The organism is Gryllotalpicola koreensis (genome assembly GCF_039538185.1).
GTDB classification, from domain to species: domain Bacteria; phylum Actinomycetota; class Actinomycetes; order Actinomycetales; family Microbacteriaceae; genus Gryllotalpicola; species Gryllotalpicola koreensis.
Genome location: NZ_BAABBW010000005.1, coordinates 348,732 through 371,483 on the forward strand (window position 1 = coordinate 348,732; position 22,752 = coordinate 371,483).

At 68.2% G+C, this 22,752-nt stretch carries 21 protein-coding genes and 2 riboswitches; of the genes, 9 read left to right on the top strand and 12 right to left on the bottom strand.

What is annotated here, in order from left to right; translation table 11 throughout:
* Position 1 precedes the first annotated feature (1 nt).
* Entirely contained in the window at positions 2–619 is a 618-nt protein-coding gene (locus ABD708_RS16090; RefSeq protein ID WP_344756298.1) for a PH domain-containing protein, read from the top strand.
* 15 nt (positions 620–634) lie between these two features.
* Here ABD708_RS16090 and ABD708_RS16095 read toward each other — a convergent pair whose 3' ends face one another.
* From ABD708_RS16095 to ABD708_RS16105, 3 genes are all read right to left on the bottom strand, one after another.
* Positions 635–1,708 carry an ABC transporter permease gene (locus ABD708_RS16095; RefSeq protein ID WP_344756300.1) on the bottom strand — a complete coding sequence of 358 codons (1,074 nt, stop codon included), beginning with the start codon at positions 1,706–1,708 and terminating at the stop codon, positions 635–637.
* Positions 1,705–3,252, bottom strand: coding sequence for an ABC transporter permease (locus tag ABD708_RS16100; protein ID WP_344756302.1), 1,548 nt, complete (start codon positions 3,250–3,252; stop codon positions 1,705–1,707). The genes ABD708_RS16095 and ABD708_RS16100 overlap by 4 nt, the downstream gene beginning before the upstream one ends.
* A 193-nt stretch (positions 3,253–3,445) precedes the next feature.
* Positions 3,446–5,239 carry an ABC transporter family substrate-binding protein gene (locus ABD708_RS16105; protein ID WP_344756304.1) on the bottom strand — a complete coding sequence of 598 codons (1,794 nt, stop codon included), beginning with the start codon at positions 5,237–5,239 and terminating at the stop codon, positions 3,446–3,448.
* Between the two features lie 174 nt (positions 5,240–5,413).
* On the opposite strand from ABD708_RS16105, the gene ABD708_RS16110 reads away from it, so the two are divergent.
* Positions 5,414–6,160 carry a CPBP family intramembrane glutamic endopeptidase gene (locus ABD708_RS16110; RefSeq protein WP_344756306.1) on the top strand — a complete coding sequence of 249 codons (747 nt, stop codon included), beginning with the start codon at positions 5,414–5,416 and terminating at the stop codon, positions 6,158–6,160.
* A gap of 89 nt (positions 6,161–6,249) precedes the next feature.
* Here ABD708_RS16110 and gcvP read toward each other — a convergent pair whose 3' ends face one another.
* The 3 genes from gcvP to gcvT are packed head-to-tail and all read right to left on the bottom strand — an operon-like array spanning position 6,250 to position 10,600.
* The gene (gene gcvP, locus ABD708_RS16115; RefSeq protein ID WP_425553320.1) at positions 6,250–9,024 is read right to left on the bottom strand and encodes an aminomethyl-transferring glycine dehydrogenase; all 2,775 of its coding nucleotides are present in this window, start codon (positions 9,022–9,024) and stop codon (positions 6,250–6,252) included.
* 56 nt (positions 9,025–9,080) lie between these two features.
* The gene (gcvH, locus tag ABD708_RS16120) at positions 9,081–9,452 is read right to left on the bottom strand and encodes a glycine cleavage system protein GcvH (protein WP_344756310.1); all 372 of its coding nucleotides are present in this window, start codon (positions 9,450–9,452) and stop codon (positions 9,081–9,083) included.
* A gap of 2 nt (positions 9,453–9,454) precedes the next feature.
* On the bottom strand, positions 9,455–10,600 hold the full coding sequence (gene gcvT / locus ABD708_RS16125; protein ID WP_344756312.1) for a glycine cleavage system aminomethyltransferase GcvT: 1,146 nt from the start codon (positions 10,598–10,600) through the stop codon (positions 9,455–9,457).
* Between the two features lie 25 nt (positions 10,601–10,625).
* A riboswitch (glycine riboswitch) is annotated at positions 10,626–10,712 on the bottom strand.
* Position 10,713: 1 nt separating this feature from the next.
* Positions 10,714–10,800, bottom strand: a riboswitch (glycine riboswitch).
* A 101-nt stretch (positions 10,801–10,901) separates the two neighbouring features.
* On the opposite strand from gcvT, the gene ABD708_RS16130 reads away from it, so the two are divergent.
* Positions 10,902–12,350, top strand: coding sequence for a DHA2 family efflux MFS transporter permease subunit (locus ABD708_RS16130; protein ID WP_344756314.1), 1,449 nt, complete (start codon positions 10,902–10,904; stop codon positions 12,348–12,350).
* A 4-nt stretch (positions 12,351–12,354) separates the two neighbouring features.
* Here ABD708_RS16130 and ABD708_RS16135 read toward each other — a convergent pair whose 3' ends face one another.
* Genes ABD708_RS16135 through ABD708_RS16145 form a run of 3 tightly spaced genes read right to left on the bottom strand, consistent with a single transcriptional unit; the run spans position 12,355 to position 14,156 of the window.
* Positions 12,355–12,948 carry a DinB family protein gene (locus ABD708_RS16135; RefSeq protein WP_344756316.1) on the bottom strand — a complete coding sequence of 198 codons (594 nt, stop codon included), beginning with the start codon at positions 12,946–12,948 and terminating at the stop codon, positions 12,355–12,357.
* Between the two features lie 9 nt (positions 12,949–12,957).
* Positions 12,958–13,473: a GNAT family N-acetyltransferase gene (locus ABD708_RS16140; RefSeq protein WP_344756318.1), complete on the bottom strand. Its 516-nt coding sequence runs from the start codon at positions 13,471–13,473 to the stop codon at positions 12,958–12,960.
* Positions 13,470–14,156, bottom strand: coding sequence for a TetR/AcrR family transcriptional regulator (locus ABD708_RS16145; protein WP_344756320.1), 687 nt, complete (start codon positions 14,154–14,156; stop codon positions 13,470–13,472). Before ABD708_RS16145 ends, ABD708_RS16140 begins: the two co-directional genes overlap by 4 nt.
* 87 nt (positions 14,157–14,243) lie before the next feature.
* Here ABD708_RS16145 and ABD708_RS16150 point away from each other — a divergent pair, with 87 nt between their 5' ends.
* From ABD708_RS16150 to ABD708_RS16170, 5 genes are all read left to right on the top strand, one after another.
* On the top strand, positions 14,244–15,167 hold the full coding sequence (locus tag ABD708_RS16150) for an SDR family oxidoreductase (protein ID WP_344756322.1): 924 nt from the start codon (positions 14,244–14,246) through the stop codon (positions 15,165–15,167).
* Positions 15,168–15,235: 68 nt separating this feature from the next.
* Positions 15,236–16,249 (top strand): LacI family DNA-binding transcriptional regulator, encoded by a 1,014-nt coding sequence (locus ABD708_RS16155; protein ID WP_344756324.1) that lies wholly within the window; start codon positions 15,236–15,238, stop codon positions 16,247–16,249.
* Positions 16,250–16,377: 128 nt separating this feature from the next.
* The gene (gene mmsA / locus ABD708_RS16160) at positions 16,378–17,898 is read left to right on the top strand and encodes a multiple monosaccharide ABC transporter ATP-binding protein (protein WP_344756327.1); all 1,521 of its coding nucleotides are present in this window, start codon (positions 16,378–16,380) and stop codon (positions 17,896–17,898) included.
* Positions 17,899–19,206 carry a multiple monosaccharide ABC transporter permease gene (gene mmsB / locus ABD708_RS16165; protein ID WP_344756329.1) on the top strand — a complete coding sequence of 436 codons (1,308 nt, stop codon included), beginning with the start codon at positions 17,899–17,901 and terminating at the stop codon, positions 19,204–19,206.
* Positions 19,207–19,274: 68 nt separating this feature from the next.
* Complete coding sequence (locus tag ABD708_RS16170; protein ID WP_344756331.1) at positions 19,275–20,390, top strand: substrate-binding domain-containing protein; 1,116 nt, start codon at positions 19,275–19,277, stop codon at positions 20,388–20,390.
* A 74-nt stretch (positions 20,391–20,464) separates the two neighbouring features.
* Here ABD708_RS16170 and ABD708_RS16175 read toward each other — a convergent pair whose 3' ends face one another.
* Entirely contained in the window at positions 20,465–21,208 is a 744-nt protein-coding gene (locus ABD708_RS16175; protein ID WP_344756333.1) for a class I SAM-dependent methyltransferase, read from the bottom strand.
* Between the two features lie 93 nt (positions 21,209–21,301).
* Here ABD708_RS16175 and ABD708_RS16180 point away from each other — a divergent pair, with 93 nt between their 5' ends.
* Complete coding sequence (locus ABD708_RS16180) at positions 21,302–21,793, top strand: flavodoxin domain-containing protein (RefSeq protein WP_344756336.1); 492 nt, start codon at positions 21,302–21,304, stop codon at positions 21,791–21,793.
* Between the two features lie 8 nt (positions 21,794–21,801).
* Here ABD708_RS16180 and ABD708_RS16185 read toward each other — a convergent pair whose 3' ends face one another.
* Together ABD708_RS16185 and ABD708_RS16190 are read right to left on the bottom strand one after the other, a co-directional pair.
* A complete protein-coding gene (locus tag ABD708_RS16185) occupies positions 21,802–22,461 on the bottom strand; it encodes a CHAD domain-containing protein (RefSeq protein ID WP_344756338.1) in 660 nt (219 codons plus the stop codon).
* On the bottom strand, positions 22,458–22,748 hold the full coding sequence (locus tag ABD708_RS16190; RefSeq protein ID WP_344756340.1) for a DUF1905 domain-containing protein: 291 nt from the start codon (positions 22,746–22,748) through the stop codon (positions 22,458–22,460). The genes ABD708_RS16185 and ABD708_RS16190 overlap by 4 nt, the downstream gene beginning before the upstream one ends.
* Positions 22,749–22,752: the final 4 nt, after the last annotated feature.

Consider the following 22,752-nt stretch of genomic DNA (forward strand, 5'->3'; position numbering starts at 1 on the left):
CGTGACCGAAGAATCCAGAACTCTGCGGCCCCGATTCGGACTGGTCCTCACCGTGCTGGTGTGGTGCGTGTGCGCCGCCGCGCTGGTGACCATCGTGGTGACCGGCCGCTGGGCCGATCTCGCCCGCTACGGCGTGGTGGCGGTGCTCGTCGGGTACGTGATGTGGCTGCTGTTCTGGTCGCCGAGCGTCACGATCGCACTCAGCGGCGTCAGCGTGCGCAATCTGCTGCGCGTGCACGAGGTGTCGTGGCCCGCGATCCAGAGCGTCGACACGAAGTACGCTCTGACGCTCATCACTCCGAAGGGCAAGGTCACCGCGTGGGCGGCCCCCGCCCCGAGCCGCTATGCGAGCATGCGCGCGACGAAGACCGACGCGAACGGGCTGCCCGAGTCGACCTTCATGCTGGGCAGCATCCGCCCGAGCGACATCCCGTCGAGCGACTCCGGCCTCGCCGCGCTCTACGTGCGTCGCTACTGGGAGGAGCTGCAGGGCGCCGGGCACCTCGACAGCGGAGTGGTCGAGGGCACCGGTGTGACGACGCGCTGGCTCGGCCGCGAGGCCGCCGCTCTGATCGCGCTGGCGATCATCGCGGCGGTCTGCGTGGCGCTCGTGCATTGACATCCGGCTGCCGGCTTACGCGGTCTGATCGACGGCGGATGCCCCTGCGCGGGCCTTCTCGCGCGCGGCCGTGGCCGCCTTCCGCGCCGCCTTGTTCAGAGCGCGCTTCTGCCGAGGGTCGAACGCGTCGCGCAGGCCGTCGCCGATGAAGTTGATCGTCAGCGAGATGATCACGATGAACGCCGCCGGCCAGAAGAACAGCCACGGCCGGGTCTGGAACGCGGTCTGGTACTGGCCGATGACCGAACCGAGCGACACGTCGGGCGCCTGAACGCCGAAGCCGAGGAAGGACACGGCCGACTCGGTGAGGATCGTCGCCGACATCAGCAGCGTGGTGTTGACGATGATGACGCCGATGGCGTTCGGCAGGATGTGCACCATCATGATGCGCCACGGGCTCGCGCCGGCGACGCGGGCCGCGTCGACGAACTCGCGCTCGCGCAAGCTCAGGAAGTCGCCGCGCACGAGGCGCGCGAGCGCGGTCCACGAGGCGAGGCCCAGCACGACGGCCAGGATCAGCGAGCCGTGCGCACCGTAGCGGCGGCCGAGCGTCGCGGTGAGCACGATCAGCGGGATGATCAGCACGATGTCGGTGAAGCGCATCAGGATCGTGTCGATCCAGCCGCGGAAGAAGCCGGAAGCCGCGCCGATGATCACACCGATGACGAGCGAGATGACGCCGACGATGAACACGATCATCAGCGACTGCTGGCACCCGCGCATGACGATGGCGAACATGTCACGGCCGAGGGAGTCCTCGCCGAACGGATGCTGCCAGCTCGGTGCGCCGCTGCCGTGCATCGTCGTCAGCTCGGTGTAGTTGTACGGCCACCAGCCGGGGATCTTGATGCCGGCCGCGTCGATGCCCTCGGAGGTGAAGGCCGCGATGACGATGAGCAGCAGGATCGCCGCGGAGATCATGGCACCGCGGTGACGCAAGAAGCGCCGCATGACGATGCGGCCCTGGCTGAGGCCCTCGACCTCCTTGAGCTCGAAGTTGCTCTGCTGATCGGCCGGAGCGGCGGCTCCGAGGCCTGCGCCTGCCGCCGCCTCGTTGAGGTCGGGTTCGATGGGGGGAAGCTGGCTCATGCTGCGATCCTGATCCTCGGGTCGAGGGCGGAGTACGCGACGTCCGCCAGGAGGTTGAACACGACGACGGCGACGCCGGCGACCACGAAGTAGCCCATCAGCGAGTTGACGTCGACCCGGCGGAGGGCATCGGTGAAGAGCTTCCCCATGCCGGACCAGGCGAACACGTTCTCGGTGATGACCGCGCCGCCGAGGAGCGCGCCGAGGTCGAACGCGACGATGGTCGTGAGCGGGATGAGCGAGTTGCGGAACGCATGCCGCATGACCACCGTGCGCTGGTTGAGGCCCTTCGCGCGCGCCGTGCGGATGTAGTCGCTGTTCATCACGTCGAGCAGGTTGGAGCGCATGTAGCGGCTGTATCCCGCGATCGAGATGAGGCACAGCGAGATCGTCGGCAGCAGCAGGTGCGTGTAGGTGTCGATGCCGTGGATCCAGAAGCTGGTCGAGATGTCGTTCAGGTTCGGCGTGCCGGAGCCGACCGTGGCGATCGGGCGCCCGTTCGCGACGTACTGCACGTAGTCGTTCCACGAGCGCAGGAAGCGGCTGATGACGATGACAAGGCCCGTCGTGAACGCGACGATCGCCCCGTTGCGCATCGACTGGCGGCGGTCGAAGCCGCCGTAGAGATAGCCGATGAGCGCGCCGACGGCGATCGTGACGACGCCGAGCAGCAGGACGGTCCAGACGTTGAGCTGGTTCGAGATGGACAGGAACGGGAAGTAGAGCACGAGGCCGACGGCGACCGCGGTGAGCGCCGAGTACAGCGCCTTCCGGTTCTGCAGACCCGTGTTCAGGATCGTCACGAGCAGCGCGATCGCGGTGGCGACGATCGCGACGAGCACGATATCGGCTGCACCGAGGGTCGGGGTGACGAGCCAGTTCGTGGCGGCGACGAAGGCGACCACCGCCAGGGTCGCGGCGGTCGCGACGGCGAAGGTGATCCACCGGAACTTGCGGGTACCGCCGGAGACGCCCGCGGCTGCCGCGCCGATGACGAGCGGGATGAACACGTATGCCCACCACGAGACGTGTGGATCGCCGAGGTAGTTGTTGAAGGTGATGCCGACGTAGGCCTTCAGCACGACCGCGATGAAGAACGACGGCAGCGAGAAGAACAGGAAGGCGAGGAAGGTGACGGTGTAGTCGTAGCCGCTGTACTGGCGCAGCGCGGTCGTGATGCCGATCAGGATGCCGAAGACGATCGCGAGCACGACGCTCGCGACGATCAGCTGGATCGTCACGACGGCGGCCGAGCCGACGGCCGACGTGACCGGCGTGCCGCTGATGGTGTCGCCGAGGGTGAAGTGGCCGACGAAGACCTTGAGGATGCCCCCGAGCCACAGGAAGTAGCGCAGCGGCGTCGGGATGTCGAGGCCGAGCTGCTGGATGCGCTGCTGGATCAGCGCCTCGCGGTTCTTCGCGGTGCTGGTGCGCAGCTCCTCGAGAGGGTCGCCCGCATTCGCGGACAGGATGTAGACGAGGTACGACGCGAGCAGCAGCACGATGATCGATGCCAGCAGGCGCCTCGACAAGAAGGTCAGCACAGCGGAATCCTCGCGCTCAGCCGCCCCCGAGTGGAAGTGGTCTTCATAGATTTTCCTCGGACGTGGCCCACGGCCCGACGGATCGCGTCGGATGCGGGGCCTGACGTGGGTGTGCCGGGGCGATCTTCTCGCCCCGGCACACCGGTGTTCGGTTCTAGGTGAACCTGGCGTTACCGATCAGGGTACGTCAGGCCTACTTGGTCCACTCCCAGAAGTTCCAGAACTGGTTCGGGGAGAGCGGCGAGTAGGACACGTTCTTCACGTTGCTCGCGTACGCCACGACGTCCGGGAACTGGAAGATGGTGGCGCCGTAGGCGTCGTTCCACATCTCCTTGTCGATCGTCTTCAGGCCGGCCGTCTGGTCCGACTTGTCGAACGAGCTGGCGACCTTGGTCCAGGCGGCGTCAACGGTCTTGTTGCTGTAACCGCTGAAGTTGTTGCCGCCACCGGTCTGGATGGCTGCCTGGCTGCCGGTCACGGCGAGCGAGGAGTACTGCCATGCGAACAGAGCCGCGTCGTACGAGCCGTTGCCGAGGATCGAGGACCAGTTGTCGTCGCCATCGTCGATGACGTTGAAGCCGGCCTTGGCGCCTGCGGCCTTGATCAGCGCGTACTCCTGCGCACGGCGGGTGTTGCTCTTGCCGTAGAGGAAGCGGACGTTGACCGGGGTGGTGACGCCGGCCTGCTTGAGCAGGTCCTTGGCCTTCGCGATGCCGGCGTCGGTGCCGCCGTCGGCGTACTGCGCCGAGCCGTTGTTGGCGACGGAGGCGGTGTAGCCCGGGGTGCCCGGCAGGAAGGTCTGCGAGTTCATGACCTTGGAGTCGGGGTTGATCGGCTTGATCAGGTTGTCGATGATCTGCTGACGCGGAAGGGCGTGCAGGAAGGCCTCACGGACGAGCTGCGCCTTGTTGGCGTCGCCGCCGTAGGTTGCCGGGTCGAACGGTCCCTTGTTGTTGAAGGTGAGGTCGACGTGCTCGTAGGTCGAGCCGTTCTCCGTCTTCGTGGTGACGCCCTTGAGGTCCTTGAGCGAGGCGACGGTATCGGCGTCGGCCTGGCCCTGGATGATCGAGACCTCACCGTTCTGCAGCGCCTGGACCTCTGCGGTCGGGTCCTGGATGAAGCGGATGGTCAGCTTGTCGACCTTCGGGATCGGGCCCCACGTGTAGTTCTTGTTGCGCTCGAGCGTGACGTACTGGTCCTTCTTGAGGGCGGTGATCACGTACGGGCCGTCAGAGAGGTACAGGTTCTTGTCGGTGGGAAGGTCGCCCGAGAACTCGTAGCCGGTCGCCCACACCTTGGCGAGAGCCGCCAGGGTGGTGGTGTCGTTGTTCTCGACGGCGTCGATTACGGCCTTGTTGGCAGCCGCGCCGCTCAGCTTCTTGTCCGGGAACGCGACGTTGTAGGTGCCGTGCGCCGAGACGCCCGGGTTGAACGCGAGCTGCTCCCAGTCCACGAACGGCGTCGCGTACTTGAAGGTGATCGAGCGGTCGTCGTCGCTGACGGTCGGCGGGGCGCTCTCATCGAGCGGCACGGAGCCGGCGCTCACCGACGTGAAGTTCACCTGGCCCTTCTCGTCGTTGTACTTGGTGGTCATGCTCGCCCACTGCAGGAGCAGGTCGGCCGCGTTGACTGCGGTGCCGTCGCTCCACTTGACGCCCTTGTTGACCGTGTACTTGACGGTCAGCGGGTCCTCGGACAGCACCTTGTACGTGCCGAACTTCGTGTTCTTCACGAGCTTGGGCGTGTTGTCGTAGTAGTTGAACGACGACCACGTCATGTAGGTGACGTTGGAGTTGTAGGTGGTGTAGTCGTTGCCGGTGTTCGAGTTGTAGGCGTTGAACGGCCCGTTCTGGGCGATGGTCAGCGCCTGCGACTTGTTGATCTCGTCGCCGCTCGAATTGTTTGAAGTGCCGGAGCACCCGGTCAGCGCCAGGGCTGCGGTGGCTGCGACAGCAGCCAGGCCCACCCCGATCCGCTTGATCTTCAATTTTCCTCCTGTAGGAATGGTGCAGAGCTGCAGGCACGCCTGTTGGGCACACCACAGCGCTCTTGATAGAAAGCAAGATATGCATCGAGTGCGTGCGTGGCCAAACCGGGGACGAAACCGTTACACGCGCGTAACGATCTCCACGGATTCCATTGCAGGGCGAGGATTGCTCAATTGAAACGACGCCTGCGGTGGGAATTGGCCATTGTGCTCGGGCTGTCGCTCGGCGCATCTGCTGTATACGCAATCGTCGCTCTCATTGCTGACCTTTCGTCGGGAAAGCCCCTCGCCGAGCAGTCGACGGCGCTCAACTCCTCGCAATCGCCGGTGCAGTGGCTGGACTTCACCTATCAGGTTCTCGGGGTCTTCTTCGACCTCTTCCCTGTTGCATTGGCCATCTACCTGCTGTGGGAGCCCGGGCGAAGCGCCTTCGAACGGATCGGGCTCACCTGGCGCCGACCTGGGCACGATCTGGGCACGGGTGCGCTGCTCGCGGCCTGCATCGGCATCCCCGGTCTCGCCTTCTATGCCGCCGGACGGCTCGCCGGCATCACGATCGAGGTGCAGGCGTCACCGCTCGACGCCCACTGGTGGACGGTGCCCGTGCTCGTGCTCTCCGCGCTGCGCGCCGCGCTGCAGGAAGAGGTCATCGTCGTCGGGTACCTCTTCACCCGGCTGCGGCAGCTCGACTGGGGGAAGTGGCCGATCATCATCGCCTCGGCGATGCTGCGCGGCTCGTACCACCTCTATCAGGGCGTCGGTCCGTTCTTCGGCAACGCGGTGATGGGCGTCGTGTTCGGCTGGGTGTACTCACGCTGGGGGCGCACCGCGCCGCTGGTGGTAGCCCACGCCCTGCTCGACATCGTGTCCTTCGTGGGCTACCCCTTGGCGGTCGCGCTCTGGCCGGGCATCTTCAAATAATCCGCCAACTGCGCTGAACGGTCACCGCTGCGCCCAACGGCCACGCGCGCGAAGCAACAATGGCCATCCGGAGCAGTTGAGCGCGGCGGCTATGCGAACGATTCCACGGGCGGGCACGCGCAGAAGAGATTGCGGTCGCCCCAGGCCTGGTCGATGCGACCGACCGGCGGCCAGTACTTCGTGCGCGCCTGCCCCGGGCCGGCCGGGTACACGGCGAGCTCGCGCGAGTAGGCGTGCGCCCACTCCCCCACGACGACGGATTCCGCGGTGTGCGGCGCCCCGTGCAGTGGGTTGTCGTCTGCGGGCCACGCACCGTCGCCGACGAGCCGCGCCTCGCGCTCGATCGCGATCATCGCGGCGATGAAGCGGTCGAGCTCGCCCCGGTCCTCCGACTCCGTCGGCTCGACCATCAGCGTGCCGGCCACGGGGAAGGACATCGTCGGCGCGTGGAATCCGTAGTCCACGAGCCGCTTGGCCACGTCGTCGACCGTCACTCCCGTCTCGGCCGAGAGCGTGCGCACGTCGAGGATGCACTCGTGCGCGACCAGGCCGCCCTCCCCCGCGTACAGCACCGGGTAGTGCTCACGCAGCCGCACCGCGACATAGTTCGCGGCGAGCACCGCGGCGCCCGTCGCACGGGTGAGCCCGTCGAGCCCCATCATGCGCACATAGGCCCACGAGATCGGCAGGATGCTGGGCGAGCCGAACGGCGCGGCCGAGACCGGCGCGCCGCCATGCGGCAACCCGACATGCGCGTTCGACTGTGCGAGCGGATGCCCGGGCAGGAACGGCGCCAGATGCGCCTTCGCCGCGACGGGCCCGACGCCGGGGCCGCCGCCGCCGTGCGGGATGCAGAACGTCTTGTGCAGGTTCAGGTGCGAGACGTCGCCGCCGAAGCCGCCGAACGCCGCGTAACCGAGCAGGGCGTTGAGGTTCGCGCCGTCGACGTACACCTGGCCGCCGGCCTCGTGCACGGCATCCGTGATCTCCACCACATCGTGCTCGTAGACGCCGTGCGTCGACGGGTAGGTGATCATGAGCGCCGCGAGCTCGTCGTGGTGCGCCGCGATCTTCGCGCGCAGATCGCCGAGGTCGACGTTGCCGTTCGCATCGGTCGCGACGACCACCACGCGCAGGCCGGCGAGCACCGCCGAGGCGGCGTTGGTGCCGTGCGCCGACTGCGGGATGAGGCAGACCGTGCGCTGCGTGTCGCCGCGCGAGTCGTGGTAGCCGCGGATCGCGAGCAGTCCCGCGAGCTCGCCCTGGCTGCCCGCGTTGGGCTGCAGCGAGACGGTGTCGTAACCCGTCAGCTCGGCGAGCCAGGTCTCGAGGTCGCCGATCAGCTCGAGATAGCCCGCGACGTCAGACGCAGGGGCAAAGGGGTGCAGCTGCGCGAACTCCGGCCAGGTGACGGCCGCCATCTCGGTCGCCGCGTTGAGCTTCATCGTGCACGATCCGAGCGGGATCATGCCGCGGTCGAGCGCGTAATCGCGATCGGCGAGCTGCTTGAGGTAGCGCATCATGGCGGTCTCGGAGTGGTACGAGTTGAACACCGGGTGCGTGAGGTACGCGGAGGTGCGCGTGAGCTCGGTCGGGATGCCGATCGACGGCCCCGTGGAGTTGCCCAGCACCTCACGCAGCACCGCGAGCACCGGCTCGGGGTCCTCGGCGACGGCCTCGTCGACGCTGAAGGACACCGTGGTGTCGTCGGCCTTCCAGATCAGCACGCCGCGCTCGTGCGCAGCGGCGACCGCGGCGTCGGCATCCGCCACTCCCACGCGCACAGTGTCGAAGAACGCACCGCCCGCACCGAGCTCTGCCGCGAACCGCTTCGCCGTCTCGTGCACCTGCGCCGCGATCGCGCGGATACCGCGAGGCCCGTGGTACACGGCGTACATCGAGGCCATCACGGCGAGCAGCACCTGCGCGGTGCAGATGTTCGACGTCGCCTTCTCGCGGCGGATGTGCTGCTCGCGCGTCTGCAGAGTGAGCCGGTAGGCGGGCTTGCCCGCGGAATCCTGACTCACACCCACCAAGCGACCCGGCAGCTGCCGCTCGAGGCCCGTGCGCACCGCCATGTAGCCGGCGTGCGGGCCGCCGAAGCCCATCGGCACGCCGAAGCGCTGCGAGGAGCCGACGGCGATGTCCGCGCCGAGCTCGCCGGGGGGTGCGATGATCGCGACGGCGAGCAGGTCTGCCGCGGCGATCGCGAGTGCGCCCTGCTCGTGTGCGGCGGCGAAGACGGATGCCGGGTTCCAGACGAGCCCCGAGCTGCCCGGGTACTGCACGAAGACGCCGAAGAACTCGCCGAGCTCGGCGGGTTCCGCGTCCGCGAGGCGCACCGTCTCGAGCTCGATCCCCACGGCGGCCGCACGGCCCGCGAGCAACGCATGCGTCTGCGGGAATGCGTCGGCGTCGACCACGAAGCGGTTCGACTTCGACTTCGAGGCGCGCCGCGCGAGCAGCATCGCCTCGACCACCGCGGTCGACTCGTCGAGCATCGACGCGTTCGCGATGTCGAGCCCCGTGAGGTCGCACACCGCCTGCTGGAAGTTGAGCAGCGCCTCGAGCCGGCCCTGCGAGATCTCGGGCTGGTACGGCGTGTAGGCCGTGTACCAGCTCGGGTTCTCGAGCACGTTGCGCTGGATCACCGCGGGGGTGAGCGTGCCGTAGTAGCCCTGCCCGATGAGGGAGCGGTTCACCGTGTTGCGCGACGACAGCGCACGCAGCTCGGCGAGCGCGGCGCGCTCGGATGCCGCTGCGGGAATACTCGAGGCGCCGGACTGCGCAGGCAGCTGGATCGAGGCGGGCACGGCGGCCCGCACGAGCTCCTCGAGGCTGTCGTAGCCGACGGCGGCGAGCATCGCCGCCGTCTGATCCGCGTCCGCCCCGATGTGGCGGTCGGCGAATGACTCCCTGCTCACTTGCTGGTCAGCTCGTCATAGGCGGCGGCGTCGAGCAGCGTGGGCAGCTCGGTGAAGCGCACCTTGATCAGCCAGCCGGCGCCGTAGGGGTCGGAGTTGACGAGGTCGGGGCTGTCGACGACGGCCTGGTTCGCCTCGACGACCTCGCCGTCGATGGGCGCGAACAGCTCGCCGACCGACTTGGTCGACTCGATCTCGCCGACGACCGCTGCGGCCGCGACCGCGGTGCCCTCCTCGGGAAGATCGACGAACACGACATCGCCGAGCGCGGCCTGCGCGTAGTCGGTGATGCCGACGGTCGCGATGTCGCCGTCGATGAGCACCCATTCGTGCTCTTCCGTGTACTTCAGGTTCTCGGGTGCAGCCATGGCTAGTTGCTCTTTCTCGTGTAGAACGGCAGGGCGGTGACGGTGTACGGATGCTTCGCGCCGCGCACATCGATGGCGAGCTCGGTGCCCGCCTCGCGGTACTGGGGGTCGATGTAGGCCATCGCCACGGGCACGCCGAGCGTCGGCGACAGAGCGCCGGACGTCACGACGCCGATCTCGGTCGTGCCATCGGCGGTGAAGACCGGGTAGTCGGCGCGGGCCGCGCGGCGACCGTCGCCCACGAGGCCGACCAGCACCCTGGCATCCGTCTCAGGTCCCTGCTCCACCGCCGCGCGGCCGACGAAATCGCCGGGCTTGCCGAAGTCGACGACGCGGCCGAGCCCCGCCTGCACGGGCAGCGTGGCCGGCCCGAGCTCGTGGCCGTAGAGCGGCATGCCGGCTTCGAGGCGCAGCGTGTCTCGGGCGGCGAGGCCTGCGGGAACGAGCCCGAACGGGGTGCCCGCCTCGACGAGCGCCTCCCACAGCTCCTTTGCGAAGTCGGGGGCGCAGAACAGCTCGAAGCCGTCCTCGCCGGTGTAGCCGGTGCGAGCGAACAGCAGCGGGTGCTCGCGGAACAGGCCGGGGACCGAGCGGTAGTAGCGCAGCTTCCGCAGCGTCTCCGGCACGTCCTCGCCGTCGGGGTGGCCGCCTTCGATCGCGAATCCCTCCACCGCGAACAGGACCTCGAGCGCCCGTGGGCCCTGCACGGCGATGAGCGCGACGTCGTCGCTCTCGTCGAACACCTCGGTGGCGAAGCCCGACGCGCGTTCCCGCAGTTCGGCGGCGACCGCCTCGGCGTTCGCGGCGTTCGCCACGACGAGGAAGCGGTCATCGCCCGTGCGGTACACGATCAGATCGTCGATGACTCCGCCTTCTGCGTTCAGCAGCAGCGTGTACTTCGCCTGGCCCTGCTGCAGCGCGGACATCCGCCCGCTCACCGCATAGTCGAGAGCGGCTGCGGCCTCGTCGCCGACGAGCACGATCTCGCCCATGTGGGACAGGTCGAAGAGACCGGCGGCCTCGCGCACCGCGCGGTGCTCGGCGAGGTCGCTCGAGTAGCGCACCGGCATCTGCCAGCCGGCGAAGTCGGTGAACTGGGCACCCGCGGCTTCATGCACCTCGGCGAGCGGTGAGACACGTTCAGACAAGAGTTCTCCTAGGGAAGGAAGGAACTCCCCCTCTGTATCTGTGCCTGAGAGATTCGCACCACGTGCTTTCACCATCGGCGGGAATTCTTCGCAATTCCGCTCTTCAGAGTGGCCGGCCTGCCGCGGTACGTGTACCTGAGAGATTGTCGGGGAGGATTGCTCCTTCGGTGCTGCGCGCGCAGCTCTCCCGCGGCGGCCTTAGCGGCCCGGTATTCGATTAGGTGGTGCTGCGGCAAGCGTAGCGGACGCACCCTCGCTCGCGCGGCATCCCGATGTCACTGGCGATCCTTAGTCTGTTCACATGTCCACGCCGCTCATCACTGCCCCTGCGACCATCGACAGACGATCGAGCCGCGTGATCTGGCTGCTGCTCGGCGCGACGTTCGTCGTCATCCTGAACGAGACGATCATGGGCGTCGCGATTCCCCATCTCGTCGTCGATCTCGACATCACGGTCGAGCTCGCGCAATGGCTGACCACCGTGTTCATGCTGACGATGGCGATCGTCATTCCGATCACGGGGTGGCTGCTGCAGCGGCTCGAGACCCGGCCCGCGTTCATCCTCGCGATGAGCTTCTTCTCGGCAGGCACCCTGATCGCCGCGATCGCGCCGGGGTTCACGGTGCTGCTCATCGCCCGGGTGACGCAGGCGTGCGGCACCGCCATCATGATGCCGCTGCTCATGACCACGATCATGGGGCTCGTCCCGCCGCACGAGCGCGGCCGTCTGATGGGGCGCGTCTCGACCGTGATCTCGGTCGCCCCGGCGATCGGCCCGACCATCTCGGGCCTGGTCCTGAACTACCTGTCCTGGCGCTGGATGTTCCTCATCGTGCTGCCCATCGCCGTCGCGATGCTCGTCATCGGCATCCTCAGCGTCGAGAACGTCAGCCCGCCTGAGCCCGCACCGCTCGACGCGCTCTCGATCCCGCTCGCCGCGCTCGGCTTCGGCGGGCTCGTCTTCGGACTGGCGCAGATCGGCAGTGCGACGGATGCCCCGGGCGGCTCGGCTACATGGGCGATGGCGGTCGCCCTCGCCGTCGGAGCGATCGCGCTCGCCCTCTTCGTCGTGCGACAGCGGCTACTCGCTCGGCGTGAGCGGGCTCTGCTCGATCTGCGACCGTTCGCCGTGCGGAACTTCACCGTCTCCGTCACGGTGATGGTGATCATGATGATCGCCCTGTTCGGCACCATCATCGTGCTGCCGATCTACATGCAGAACGTGCTGGGCTTCGGCTCGCTGCTGGCTGGCCTGCTTCTTCTGCCGGGCGGCCTCGTCATGGGGCTCTTCGCCCCCATGGTGGGGCGCATCTACGACCGGCGGGGGCCGACCGTGCTGCTCGTCCCCGGCGCGATCATCGTCTCGGCGGATCTGTGGTTCCTCGCGCTGTTCGCGACCGAGCGCACCTCGGTGTGGCTCGTGCTCGCAGCGCACATCGTGCTGAGCTTCGGGCTGTCGCTGATGTTCACACCGCTGTTCACCGCGGCGCTCGGATCGGTGACGAAGCACTTCTACCCGCACGCGAGCGCCATCGTCGGCACGATTCAGCAGGTGGCCGGCGCCATCGGAACCGCAGTGTTCGTCGCCGTGCTCGCCGCCGGGACGCTTGCGGCGGCCTCGGGTGGGGCAGCGCAGCTGCCCGCGCAGGCGTCCGGCGTTCGCGCGGCGTTCCTGATCGGCGCGATCGTGTCGCTCGGGGCCGTCGTCGGGGTGTTCTTCGTGCGGCAGCCGCCTGAGAGCGACGAGTGAGCGGCTACTCGGGGAACGACTCTGCGATGCCGCGCAGCTTCGCCGTGTAGGCGGCCCACCACGCCTCGTCGCGATCGGGCAGGTTGGAGGTCTCGGACGAGAGGCCGACCCTTCGATCGGTCAGCTCGCGCACAATGTCGGCCTGACCGGCGTGCCGGGCGAGTTCTTGAATGTGGTGGACGAGCACCAGATGCAGCGTCGGGTGCTGCCGCTCAGGCGGCCACCACGGCACGAAGCCGAGGTCGTCGAGCGAGAGCGCGTCGATCGTGGCATCCCCGTGCGCCCACGCGCGCCGATAGAACGCGACGATATCGGCCGCCGACTCATCGGACCGCGCCCACATGTCGTCGTTGTCTGCGGCCGTCTCGAAGTCGAGCAGTATCGGGTCGTCGGCCGGGCGGCCGAAGACCTCGCCGAGATAGCCGTACTCCATGTGCGCGACGTGCTTCACGAGCCCCAGCAGATTGGTGCCGGTCGGGGTCATCGGCCGGCGCACCTCGCGCTCGCTGAGGCCCTCGACCTTCCAGACGAGCGCATCCCGTTGGCGCTGCAGGTAGCGCTTCAGGGTGCGCTTCGGGTCGTTCGCGTCGTCGGCCATGACCCGAGACTAGGCGGCACCGCCGACATCCGTGCTCGCGAACTCGGTCACATAGGTCAGGCTCGGCCGCCCCGTCGCGGGGTGCGCGAAGACCTCGCCGAACGGATGCCAGCCCGCGCCCTCGTAGCGGCGGATCGCCCCCGTGTTCTCGGTGAGCACATGCAGATACGCGCCGGGGGCCCCGGTCGCGGCGAGCTCGACGGCCAGCCGATCGAGCAGCTGCGTCGCGATGCCGCGCCCCCACGCACCGGGCGCGACCGCCAGCAACCCGAGGTAGGCGTAGCCGGCGGGGTCGTGCGGGCCGACCGTGCCCGTGCCGCCCTCGCTCGCGAGGGCGAAGGCGACCGGGGTCTCGCCGTCGCGTGCGACGAGCCAGGCGAGTCGCCTCGGCGCGGTGAGCTTCGCCCGCGCGCGGCCCGGCACGGCAGGGTCATCGACGCCGTCGCGCGCCTCGATGGCCCGTGCCCAGATCGCCACGCAGTCCTCGAGGTCCGCCGGCGCAGCGTTCTCGATGCGCACTGTCACAGCTGCTCCGATGCGGGTCGGGCGAGCAGCCCCGTGACGACCGTTGCGACAAGCTCGCGCACGGCGACGCGGTAGTCGAGCTGCATCGCGGCGAGCTCGGGGTGGCTCCGGTAGGCCGCCGCCATGCCGGGCGACGGTCGGCACATGCCCCAGGCTCCGCCGATGGCGAGATTGACGGCTGCCGCGAGTGCGATGCGGCTCGCCTCGGGCAGCGCCCCCACCTGGATCTCGACGAGGTCGACGAGGCGCATCGCCTGCGCGTAGGCGCGGAGCTTGTAGTCGGCGGCGATCTCTGCGGAGACGTTGTGCTCGAGCACCATCGAGGTGTTCGCGACGAGCTCGGAGAGCACCGGGCGCTCGGCGACGGTGCGGGAGATCGCTTCGGCGACGAGCTCGACAGGAGAGACGCCGGCGCCGGCATCCGTCTTCTCCAGCTCGGTCTGGAGCGCATCGAGCCACTCGCCGTACACGTCATCGAGCAGGGCGAGCAACACCGCCTCGCGGGTCTCGAAATAGCGCAGCACATTGGACTTGGCGAGGCCCACCCGTCGCGCGAGCTCATTCAGGCTCAACTCTGCGACCCGCGTACCGTCGCCGAGCAGCTGCGCCGCAGTGCGCACGATCGCCGTGCGCCGCACGGCGCGCTGCTCGTCGCTGCGAGCGCGCGCGAAGTCCGTGGTCATCACATCTCCATTCACACAACAGACCAATGGTCTGTTATTCTCGACTCAACAGACCAGCGGTTCTATTATTTTAGCAAGGAGCTTGCCATGTACTACGACGTGCCCGACCAGACCGGGCGGCGTTTCATCGTCACGGGGTCGAACAGCGGGACGGGCCGCGAGGTGGCGCGCCGGCTCGCGCGCGCCGGGGCCGCGGTCGTGCTCGCGGTGCGCACGCCGGAGAAGGGCGAAGAGGCCGCAGCGGCGATCCGATCCGAGGCCCCGGAGGCGCAGCTCGAGGTGCGATGGCTCGACCTCGCCGATCTCGCGTCGGTCCGCGAGTTCGCCGCACAGGTGGTCGCCGACGGCGCTCCGCTGCACGGGCTCGTCAACAACGCGGGCGTGATGGTCCCACCGCAGCGCATCGAGACGGCCGACGGCTTCGAACTGCAATTCGGCACGAACTTCCTCGGCCCGTTCGCGCTCACGAACCTCCTGCTGCCGGCCGTGCTCCGGACGCCAGGCGCGCGCGTCGCCACGATGTCGAGCGGCACCGCCAACTTCGGCCGGATCGACTTCGACGACCTGAACTGGACCAGGCGCCGGTTCTCGCCGCAGTTCGCCTACGCGCAGTCGAAGCTCGCCGACCTGCTGCTCGGCAGGCAGCTCGCCGCCATCGCGCAGCAGCGCGCGTGGGATCTCCTCAGCACGATCGCGCACCCGGGCTACACGCGCACCAATCTGCAGACGGCGGGCCGCAACCTGGGTCGCGGCGCCGACAGCCAGCTGCCGCCGATCCGCCGCACGCTGCTGCCCTCGCAGGGCGTCGAGACCGGCGCGGAGCCGCTGCTGTTCGCCGCGACGTCTCCCGCCGCCGAGCAGGGCGCCTACTACGGCCCGGGCCGCAGGCTCGGTCTCGTCGGCCCGACCAAGAGGGCCAGGATCCCGCGCTCAGCGCGGTCGATGGACGTCGCGGCGCGGCTGTGGCGCACCGCCGAGGAGCTCACGGGGACTCGAACGCTCTCTGAGTAGCCCGCCGCAACTCATCAGCCATAATGTCCGCGGGCATGTGAACGACCACATCCCAGTAAGGCAACCCGATGAGCTCCCCCGACTCCGCGCGCACGCGGGCCCCGAACATGCGGGACGTGGCGCGCCTGGCCGGCGTCTCGTACCAGACGGTGTCGCGCGTGCTCAACAACTCGGAGGCACTGCGGCCGGAGACCCGCGATCGCGTGCTCGCCGCGATGGAGGAGCTGCACTACCGGCCCAACCGCGCCGCGCGAGCGCTCAAGACCAGCCGCTCGCGCACCATCGGAGTCCTCGCGTCGATCCGCGCGACCTATGGCCCGGCGCTCACGGTGCAGGCCATCGAGGCCGCGGCCGCCGCCAAGGGCTTCTCCGTGAACACGGCGCATCTCACCGAGATCGACGACGAGTCGATCACGTCCGCCGTCGACCGGCTCATCGAGCAGGACGTCGAGGGGCTCGTCGTCATCGCCCCGCAGCAGCGCGTCTTCGAGACGCTGGCCCGGCTGGTCGACCTGCCGCCCATGGTGACGCTGCGCTCGGGGCTCGACGGCGATCCGCAGGCACTGTGGGTCGACCAGGCGGCCGGCGCGCGGGCGGCGACCGCGCATCTCGCGGATCTGGGGCACGAATACATCCGGCATCTGGCCGGCCCCCAGGACTGGATCGAGGCGGATGCCCGCATGCAGGGCTATCTGCTCGAGCTCTCCGATCGCGAGCTGCCGACCCTGCCGCCGATCCGCGGCGACTGGACAGCGGAGTTCGGCTACTTCGCGGGGCGGCAGCTGATCATGGCGAACGACGCGACGGCGTTCTTCTGCTCGAACGACGAGATGGCGCTCGGCGTGCTGCACGCCGCACACTCGCTCTCGGTGCGGGTTCCCGAGGACATCAGCGTCATCGGCTTCGACGACATCCCCTCGGCCGAGCATTTCTGGCCGCCACTCACGACGGTCCATCAGGACTTCGCCGAGCTCGGCCGGCGCTGCGTGCAGATGCTGCTCGAGGGGCGGGACGACGACACCGTCGACATCCAGCCGCATCTCGTGGTGCGGCGCTCCAGCGGACCGGCGCGGCGCGGCTAGGACTCAGCTCGGTTTGACAACACCCCGACCGTTCGGCTTATGATCCTCTGCGGCTCGCAATGTGATCGTTCACATTGAGCTCAAAGAGGAGTGAAGAGGAACAGGTGAGCAATCACACCATCTTGGAGATGCGCTCCATCACCAAGGAATTCCCGGGCGTCAAGGCACTGTCCGACGTCAGCATGACCGTCACGGCCGGCGAGATCCACGCCATCTGCGGCGAGAACGGCGCCGGCAAGTCGACGCTCATGAAGGTGCTCTCCGGCGTCTACCCGTACGGCACCTACACCGGCGACATCGTCTACCAGGGCGAGGTCGTGCAGTTCTCGAACATCAAGCAGTCCGAGGAAGCCGGCATCGTCATCATCCACCAGGAGCTGGCGCTCATCCCCGAGCTCTCGATCACCGAGAACCTGTTCCTCGGCAGCGAGATCGGCAAGCGCGGCGTCATCGACTGGACGCAGGCGCAGCTGCGCGCGCGGGAGCTGCTCGCCCGGGTCGGCCTCGACGAGGACCCCGACACGCAGATCAAGAACCTGGGCGTCGGCAAGCAGCAGCTCGTGGAGATCGCCAAGGCGCTGCACAAGAACGTCAAGCTGCTCATCCTCGACGAGCCGACGGCGGCCCTCAACGAGACCGACTCGCAGCACCTGCTGAGCCTCATCGTCGGCCTCAAGGAGCGCGGCGTGACCTCCATCATGATCAGCCACAAGCTGAACGAGATCGAGCAGGTCGCCGACGACATCACGATCATCCGCGACGGCCGCACCATCGAGACGCTCGACGTGCACACGGGCGTCGACGAGGACCGCATCATCCGCGGCATGGTGGGCCGCTCGCTCGAGAGCCGCTTCCCCGACCGCACCCCGCACATCGGCGAGGTGTTCTTCGAGGTGAAGGACTGGACGGTGCAGCATCCGCTCGACTCCTCCCGTCTCGTCTGCAAGAACGAGAGCTTCACCGTGCGCCGCGGCGAGATCGTCGGCTTCGCGGGCCTCATGGGCGCCGGCCGCACCGAGCTCGCGATGAGCCTGTTCGGCAGGAGCTATGGCACGTGGCTCGGCGGCCAGGTGTTCAAGGACGGCCGCGAGATCAAGCTCGGCAGTGTGCGCCAGGCGATCGACGCCGGCATCGGCTACGTCAGCGAGGACCGCAAGGCCCTCGGCCTCAACCTGCTCGACTCGGTGAAGCGCTCGACCGTATCGGCCGACCTCCGCAAGATCTCGAAGGGCGGCGTGGTCGACTCTCTGAAGGAGTTCGACGTCGCCGAGCAGTACCGCAAGATGCTGCGCACCAAGGTGCCGACGGTCGAAGAGGGCGTCTCCAAGCTCTCCGGCGGCAACCAGCAGAAGGTCGTGCTGTCGAAGTGGATGTTCACCGACCCCGACCTGCTGATCCTCGACGAGCCCACGCGCGGCATCGACGTCGGCGCGAAGTTCGAGATCTACCGGATCATCCAGCAGCTCGCCGAGCAGGGCAAGGGCGTGATCCTCATCTCGTCAGAGCTCCCCGAGCTTCTCGGCCTCTCCGACCGGATCTACACGATCTTCGAGGGCTCGATCACCGATGAATTCCCCGTCGCCGAAGCGACCCCAGAGACGCTCATGCGCAGCATGACCAGCCACAGCAAGAAGGATGCACTGATCTAGATGAACCCGCTCCGTCAACTCTTCGGCGGCCGAGGCACGAGTGCCGGCCAGTACGGGATGATCATCGCGCTCATCCTCATCGTGGCGATCTTCGAGATCGCGACGGGCGGGCTCACGCTCAGCCCGACCAACGTCATCAACGTCTTCCAGCAGTACTCCTACATCCTGATCCTGGCGCTCGGCATGGTGATGGTGATCATCGCCGGTCACATCGATCTCTCGGTGGGATCGGTCGCCGCCTTCGTCGGCATCATCGTCGCCCAGGCGATGAGCCAGTGGCACTGGTCCTGGTGGGAGGCGATCCTGCTCGGCCTCGTCATCGGCGCCCTGGTCGGCGCCTGGCAGGGCTTCTGGGTCGCGTTCGTGCGCGTCCCGGCGTTCATCGTCACCCTCGCCGGCCAGCTGATCTTCCGCGGCGCGAACCAGTGGATCGGCAACTCGACCTCCGTGAGCGTCCCCGAGTCGTACCAGACCATCGGCAACGGCTTCATTCCCGACTTCGGACCGAACACCGGCTTCAGCAATGGCACCCTGCTGCTCGGGCTCATCACCGTCATCGTCCTCATCTGGAGTGAGGCCCGCGGCCGCGCCAAGCGCCGCAAGATGGGCGCAGAGCTCGTCCCCATGTGGGTGAGCATCGTGCGCACCGGCATCCTCGTCGCCGTCACCCTGTTCGGCACCTACCTGTTCGGTGCGGGCTCCGTCGGGACCAGCTTCCCGGTCGTCGCGATCATCGCGGGCGTCCTGACGATCCTCTACGGCTTCATCACGCGCAACACGATCTTCGGCCGCCAGGTCTACGCCGTGGGCGGCAACGCCAACGCGGCCGCCCTCTCGGGCGTCAGCATCCGCCGGGTCAACTTCTTCGTGATGGCGAACATGTCGCTGCTCGCCGCGATCGCCGGCATGGTCTACGTCGGCTACGCCGGCGCCTCCGGCCCCGCGGACGGCACCGGCTGGGAGCTCGACGCGATCGCCGCGGTCTTCGTCGGTGGCGCCGCAGTTTCGGGCGGCATCGGCACCGTCGCCGGCTCGATCGTCGGCGCGCTCGTCATGGCACTGCTGCAGAACGGTCTGCAGCTCATCGGCGCCGAGTCGAACCTGCAGCAGATCATCCGCGGTCTCGTGCTGCTGCTCGCGGTCGCGTTCGACGTCTACTCGAAGACGCAGGGCCGCCCCTCGCTCATCGGCGGCATCACGAGGGGCCTCGGCATCGGCCGGGACCGCACGAAGGCGACGGATGCCCCGGCGCAGGTCGCCGCGCTGCCGAAGTCGATCGACGACCAGTCCACAGTCTCCCTGCCCTAAGCCCGCAGGAGAACCACGGGCGGCCACAACGCCGCCCACGCTCGAAGAAGAGAAGAAAAGGCAATCACATGCGCAAGAAGTACATCGTCGGCATCGCCGCCGTGGCTGCGGCCGCAGCCCTGACGCTGAGCGGCTGCTCGACGGGCCGCACCACCAGCGGCTCGAGCGACAGCAGCTCGACCACGATCAAGAAGGGCGACCTCATCGGCGTCGCCCTGCCCGCGAAGACCTCGCAGAACTGGGTTCTCGCCGGCCAGGACTTCAAGGACTCGATCGAGAAGGCCGGATTCAAGGCCGACATCCAGTACGCGGACAACTCGAGCCCCGTCCCCAGCCAGCAGGCCGAGATCAACTCGATGCTGACCAAGGGCGCCAAGGTCGTCATCATCGGTGCGGCCGACGGCTCGCAGCTGACCACGCAGGTCGCCACCGCCAAGAAGGACGGTGCGATCGTCATCGCCTGGGACCGCAACATCCTCAACACCAAGAACGTCGACTACTACGTCGCGTTCAACAACTTCCACGTCGGCGAGCTGCAGGCCCAGGCCCTGCTCGACGGCCTGAAGAAGGAGAAGGGCTCGGGCCCGTACAACGTCGAGCTGTTCGCCGGCTCGCCCGACGACGCCAACGCTCCCCTGTTCTTCAACGGCGCGATGAGCGTGCTCAAGCCGAAGATCGCGGACGGCACCATCAAGGTCGTCTCGGGTCAGACCACCTTCAACAATGCCTCCACCCAGGGCTGGCTCGCCCAGAACGCGCAGAAGCGCATGACCGACCTGATCACGGGCTACTACGCCAAGGGAACCAAGCTCGACGGCGTGCTCTCCCCCAACGACACGCTCGCCCGCGCCATCCTGCAGGCGACCAAGTCGGCCGGTCTGCCCAACCCCGTCGTGACCGGCCAGGACTCCGAGACCGACTCGATCCCGCTGATCATGAACGGCACGCAGTACTCGACGATCTACAAGGACACCACCCTCGAGGCGCAGGCCGCGGTGGACCTGGTGACCACGCTCAGCAAGGGCGAGAAGCCGAAGACCGTCGACAACGACAAGAACAACGACAACGGCAAGATCATCGTCAAGTCGATCGAGCTCTCCCCGGTCCTGGTGACCAAGGACAACGCGGTCGAGGCGTACAAGAACAACCCCGACCTCGAGAAGCTCGCGACCGCCAACCAGTAAAGTCGCAGCCCTACCAGAACGGCCCCGGTGCGCTTCGGCGTCCGGGGCCGTTTCGCGTCCGGCATCCGCGAGGGTCAGTAATCCGCCTCGTCGACGACACGGGCGATGAAGACGAACTCGCGGCCTGGGCGGTCGGGGGCGTCGCGCACCTCGACGGTCTCGAAACCGGCGGCAGCGAGCGAGACGCGCAGCTCCTGCTCCGTGCGGAAGCGCAGGGTCGTGTCGACCTCGATCACGGTGCCGTCCTCGAAGGCGTTCGAGGTGCGGAACGTCACGAGGTGGCCGGTGACGTCGAGCACCTCCTGCCACGCCTCAACGCGGCCGTAATCCTCGGTCTCGGCCTCGACGCGGGTATGCGCCGGTGTCCAGCCGTCCCAGGCGCGCGCCTCGGGGCGGCGCGACTCGAAGACGAGATAGCCACCGGGCAGCAGCGCGTCGCGGATCGAGGCGAGTGCGGCATCCCACTCGGCATCCGTCAGGAAGTGCTGCGCGACGTTCGCCGTCATCGTGACCAGGTTCGCCGACATCGGCGGCAGGTCGGCGGCGTCGCCGACGACCCATTCGACGGCGTCGGCTCCCTCCTTGTGACGGGCGACGTCGACCGCGTCCTCGTCGGGGTCGACCCCGGTGACCCGGATGCCCTTGCCCGCGAGCATCAGGGCGAAGGTGCCGGTGCCGCAGCCCAGATCGATCAGTCGGCGGGCACCCAGCTCGCCGACGATGTCGACGTAGACATCGAGGTCTGAGCGGTCAGGGTCAAGCGGGTCGTAAAGGGCGGCAAGGCGTGCTCTGTCATAGCCGTCTATGTCGTCTGGCACGTCTCGACGTTATCGAAAAGTGCGCGCCTCGGCCATGTGGATCGGGACGATCGGCCCATGCGGCAGCGGGGGCGCAGAGGTTGACTGCGAGGCATGACAAGTGTTCTGGTTGCATACGCGTCGCGGCGCGGCGGCACGGTCGGCATTGCCGAATGGATCGCGCGGGAGCTGCTCGAAGGAGGGCTCGAGGTGGAGCTCGAGCCGGCGAGCCTGGTCGACACCGAGGCCGAGCACTTCGATGCGGCGGTGATCGCCGGCGCGGTCTATGAACAACGGTGGCACCGCGACGCGCGCCGGCTCGCGCACCGCGTGGCGAAGGAGTGGAAGGACACGCCCGTGTGGCTCGTCGCCTCGGGACCGCTGACGACGGTGGACACCGGGCATCCCGCCGCCGTTGCGCCCCAGCTGCAGCGCGCAGCCGCCGAGGTGCACGCGCGAGGGACCGCCACCTTCGGCGGCCGCCTCGACACGCACCCGGCAGGCTGGCTCGCCGGCTCGGTCGCGAAGAAGCACGCCGGAGACTTTCGTGATCGCGCCGCCGTCGAGCGATGGGCCGCGCAGCTCGCGCACGAGCTGAAGGGATAGCGGTGCCGCTAGCCGCCGAGTGACGCGGCGCCGCGCTTCCTCGCGGCCTCACGCACGCGCACGAGCGACGGATCGGTCTCGTCATCGAGGGAGCGGGCGAGCAGCGTGTAGTCGCGGTGCTCGCCGAACGCGTCCTGCAGCGCGGCCCCGGTCTTCGCGGTGTCGTCGTCGCCGAGCGCCTCGGCAAGATAGCGCAGGGCGCGGGCGTGCTTGCGAGCCTCGTGCTGCACCGCGAGCTCGTCGAGGTCGTCGGCGTCCTCCGCGACGTCCTCGAGCAGCGCGAGCAGTCGGCGGTAGCTGCGACCGTCGAGGTATTCGACGACCCTCCCGTGCGCCTCACGGTACTCGGCGCGAAGGTCGGTGACGAGGCGCTCGTGCGCGGCATCCGTCTCATCGTCGTCGCCGAGCTCGTCGAGAAGGCGGGCCGCCAGCTCGGCTCGCACCTCGAGGTCTCGGGCGTCGCCGAGCACTCGGCCGTAGTGCTTGAGCTCCCTCGCCGCCGGGCGGCCGGCGTCGCTGGGAACGAGTGCGACGATCACCCGCAGCCTGCGCGTCATCGTGCGCGCCTGATGCACCGAGTCCGGCTCGTCGCGGCGCACTGCGGTACCGAGGCCGACCAACGACGCGATGACGTCGCGCAGCCAGATCTCGACCCCGTCGCTCCTCACGCGCCGCCCACTGACAGCTCGACGGCCACCTCGTCGCCGACATCGATGCCCTCCGCACGCCGGACGGCGACCTTGACCGGAAGCAGATAGACGCCGTCCTTCGGGAAAAGCGCGGTGTAAAAATCGGTCTTCCCGATGCGCGCGTTGACGGGGATCGCGCCCCAGCCGTAGCTCACCATCGACGCGATCTCGGCGATGTCGTCGCTCTGCGCCTCGGGGATGCGCACGAAGGTGAACGGCGCGGGCCCGCGCCAGTAGATGATCTCGCTTCGGAAGCGCAGTTCCATGGGC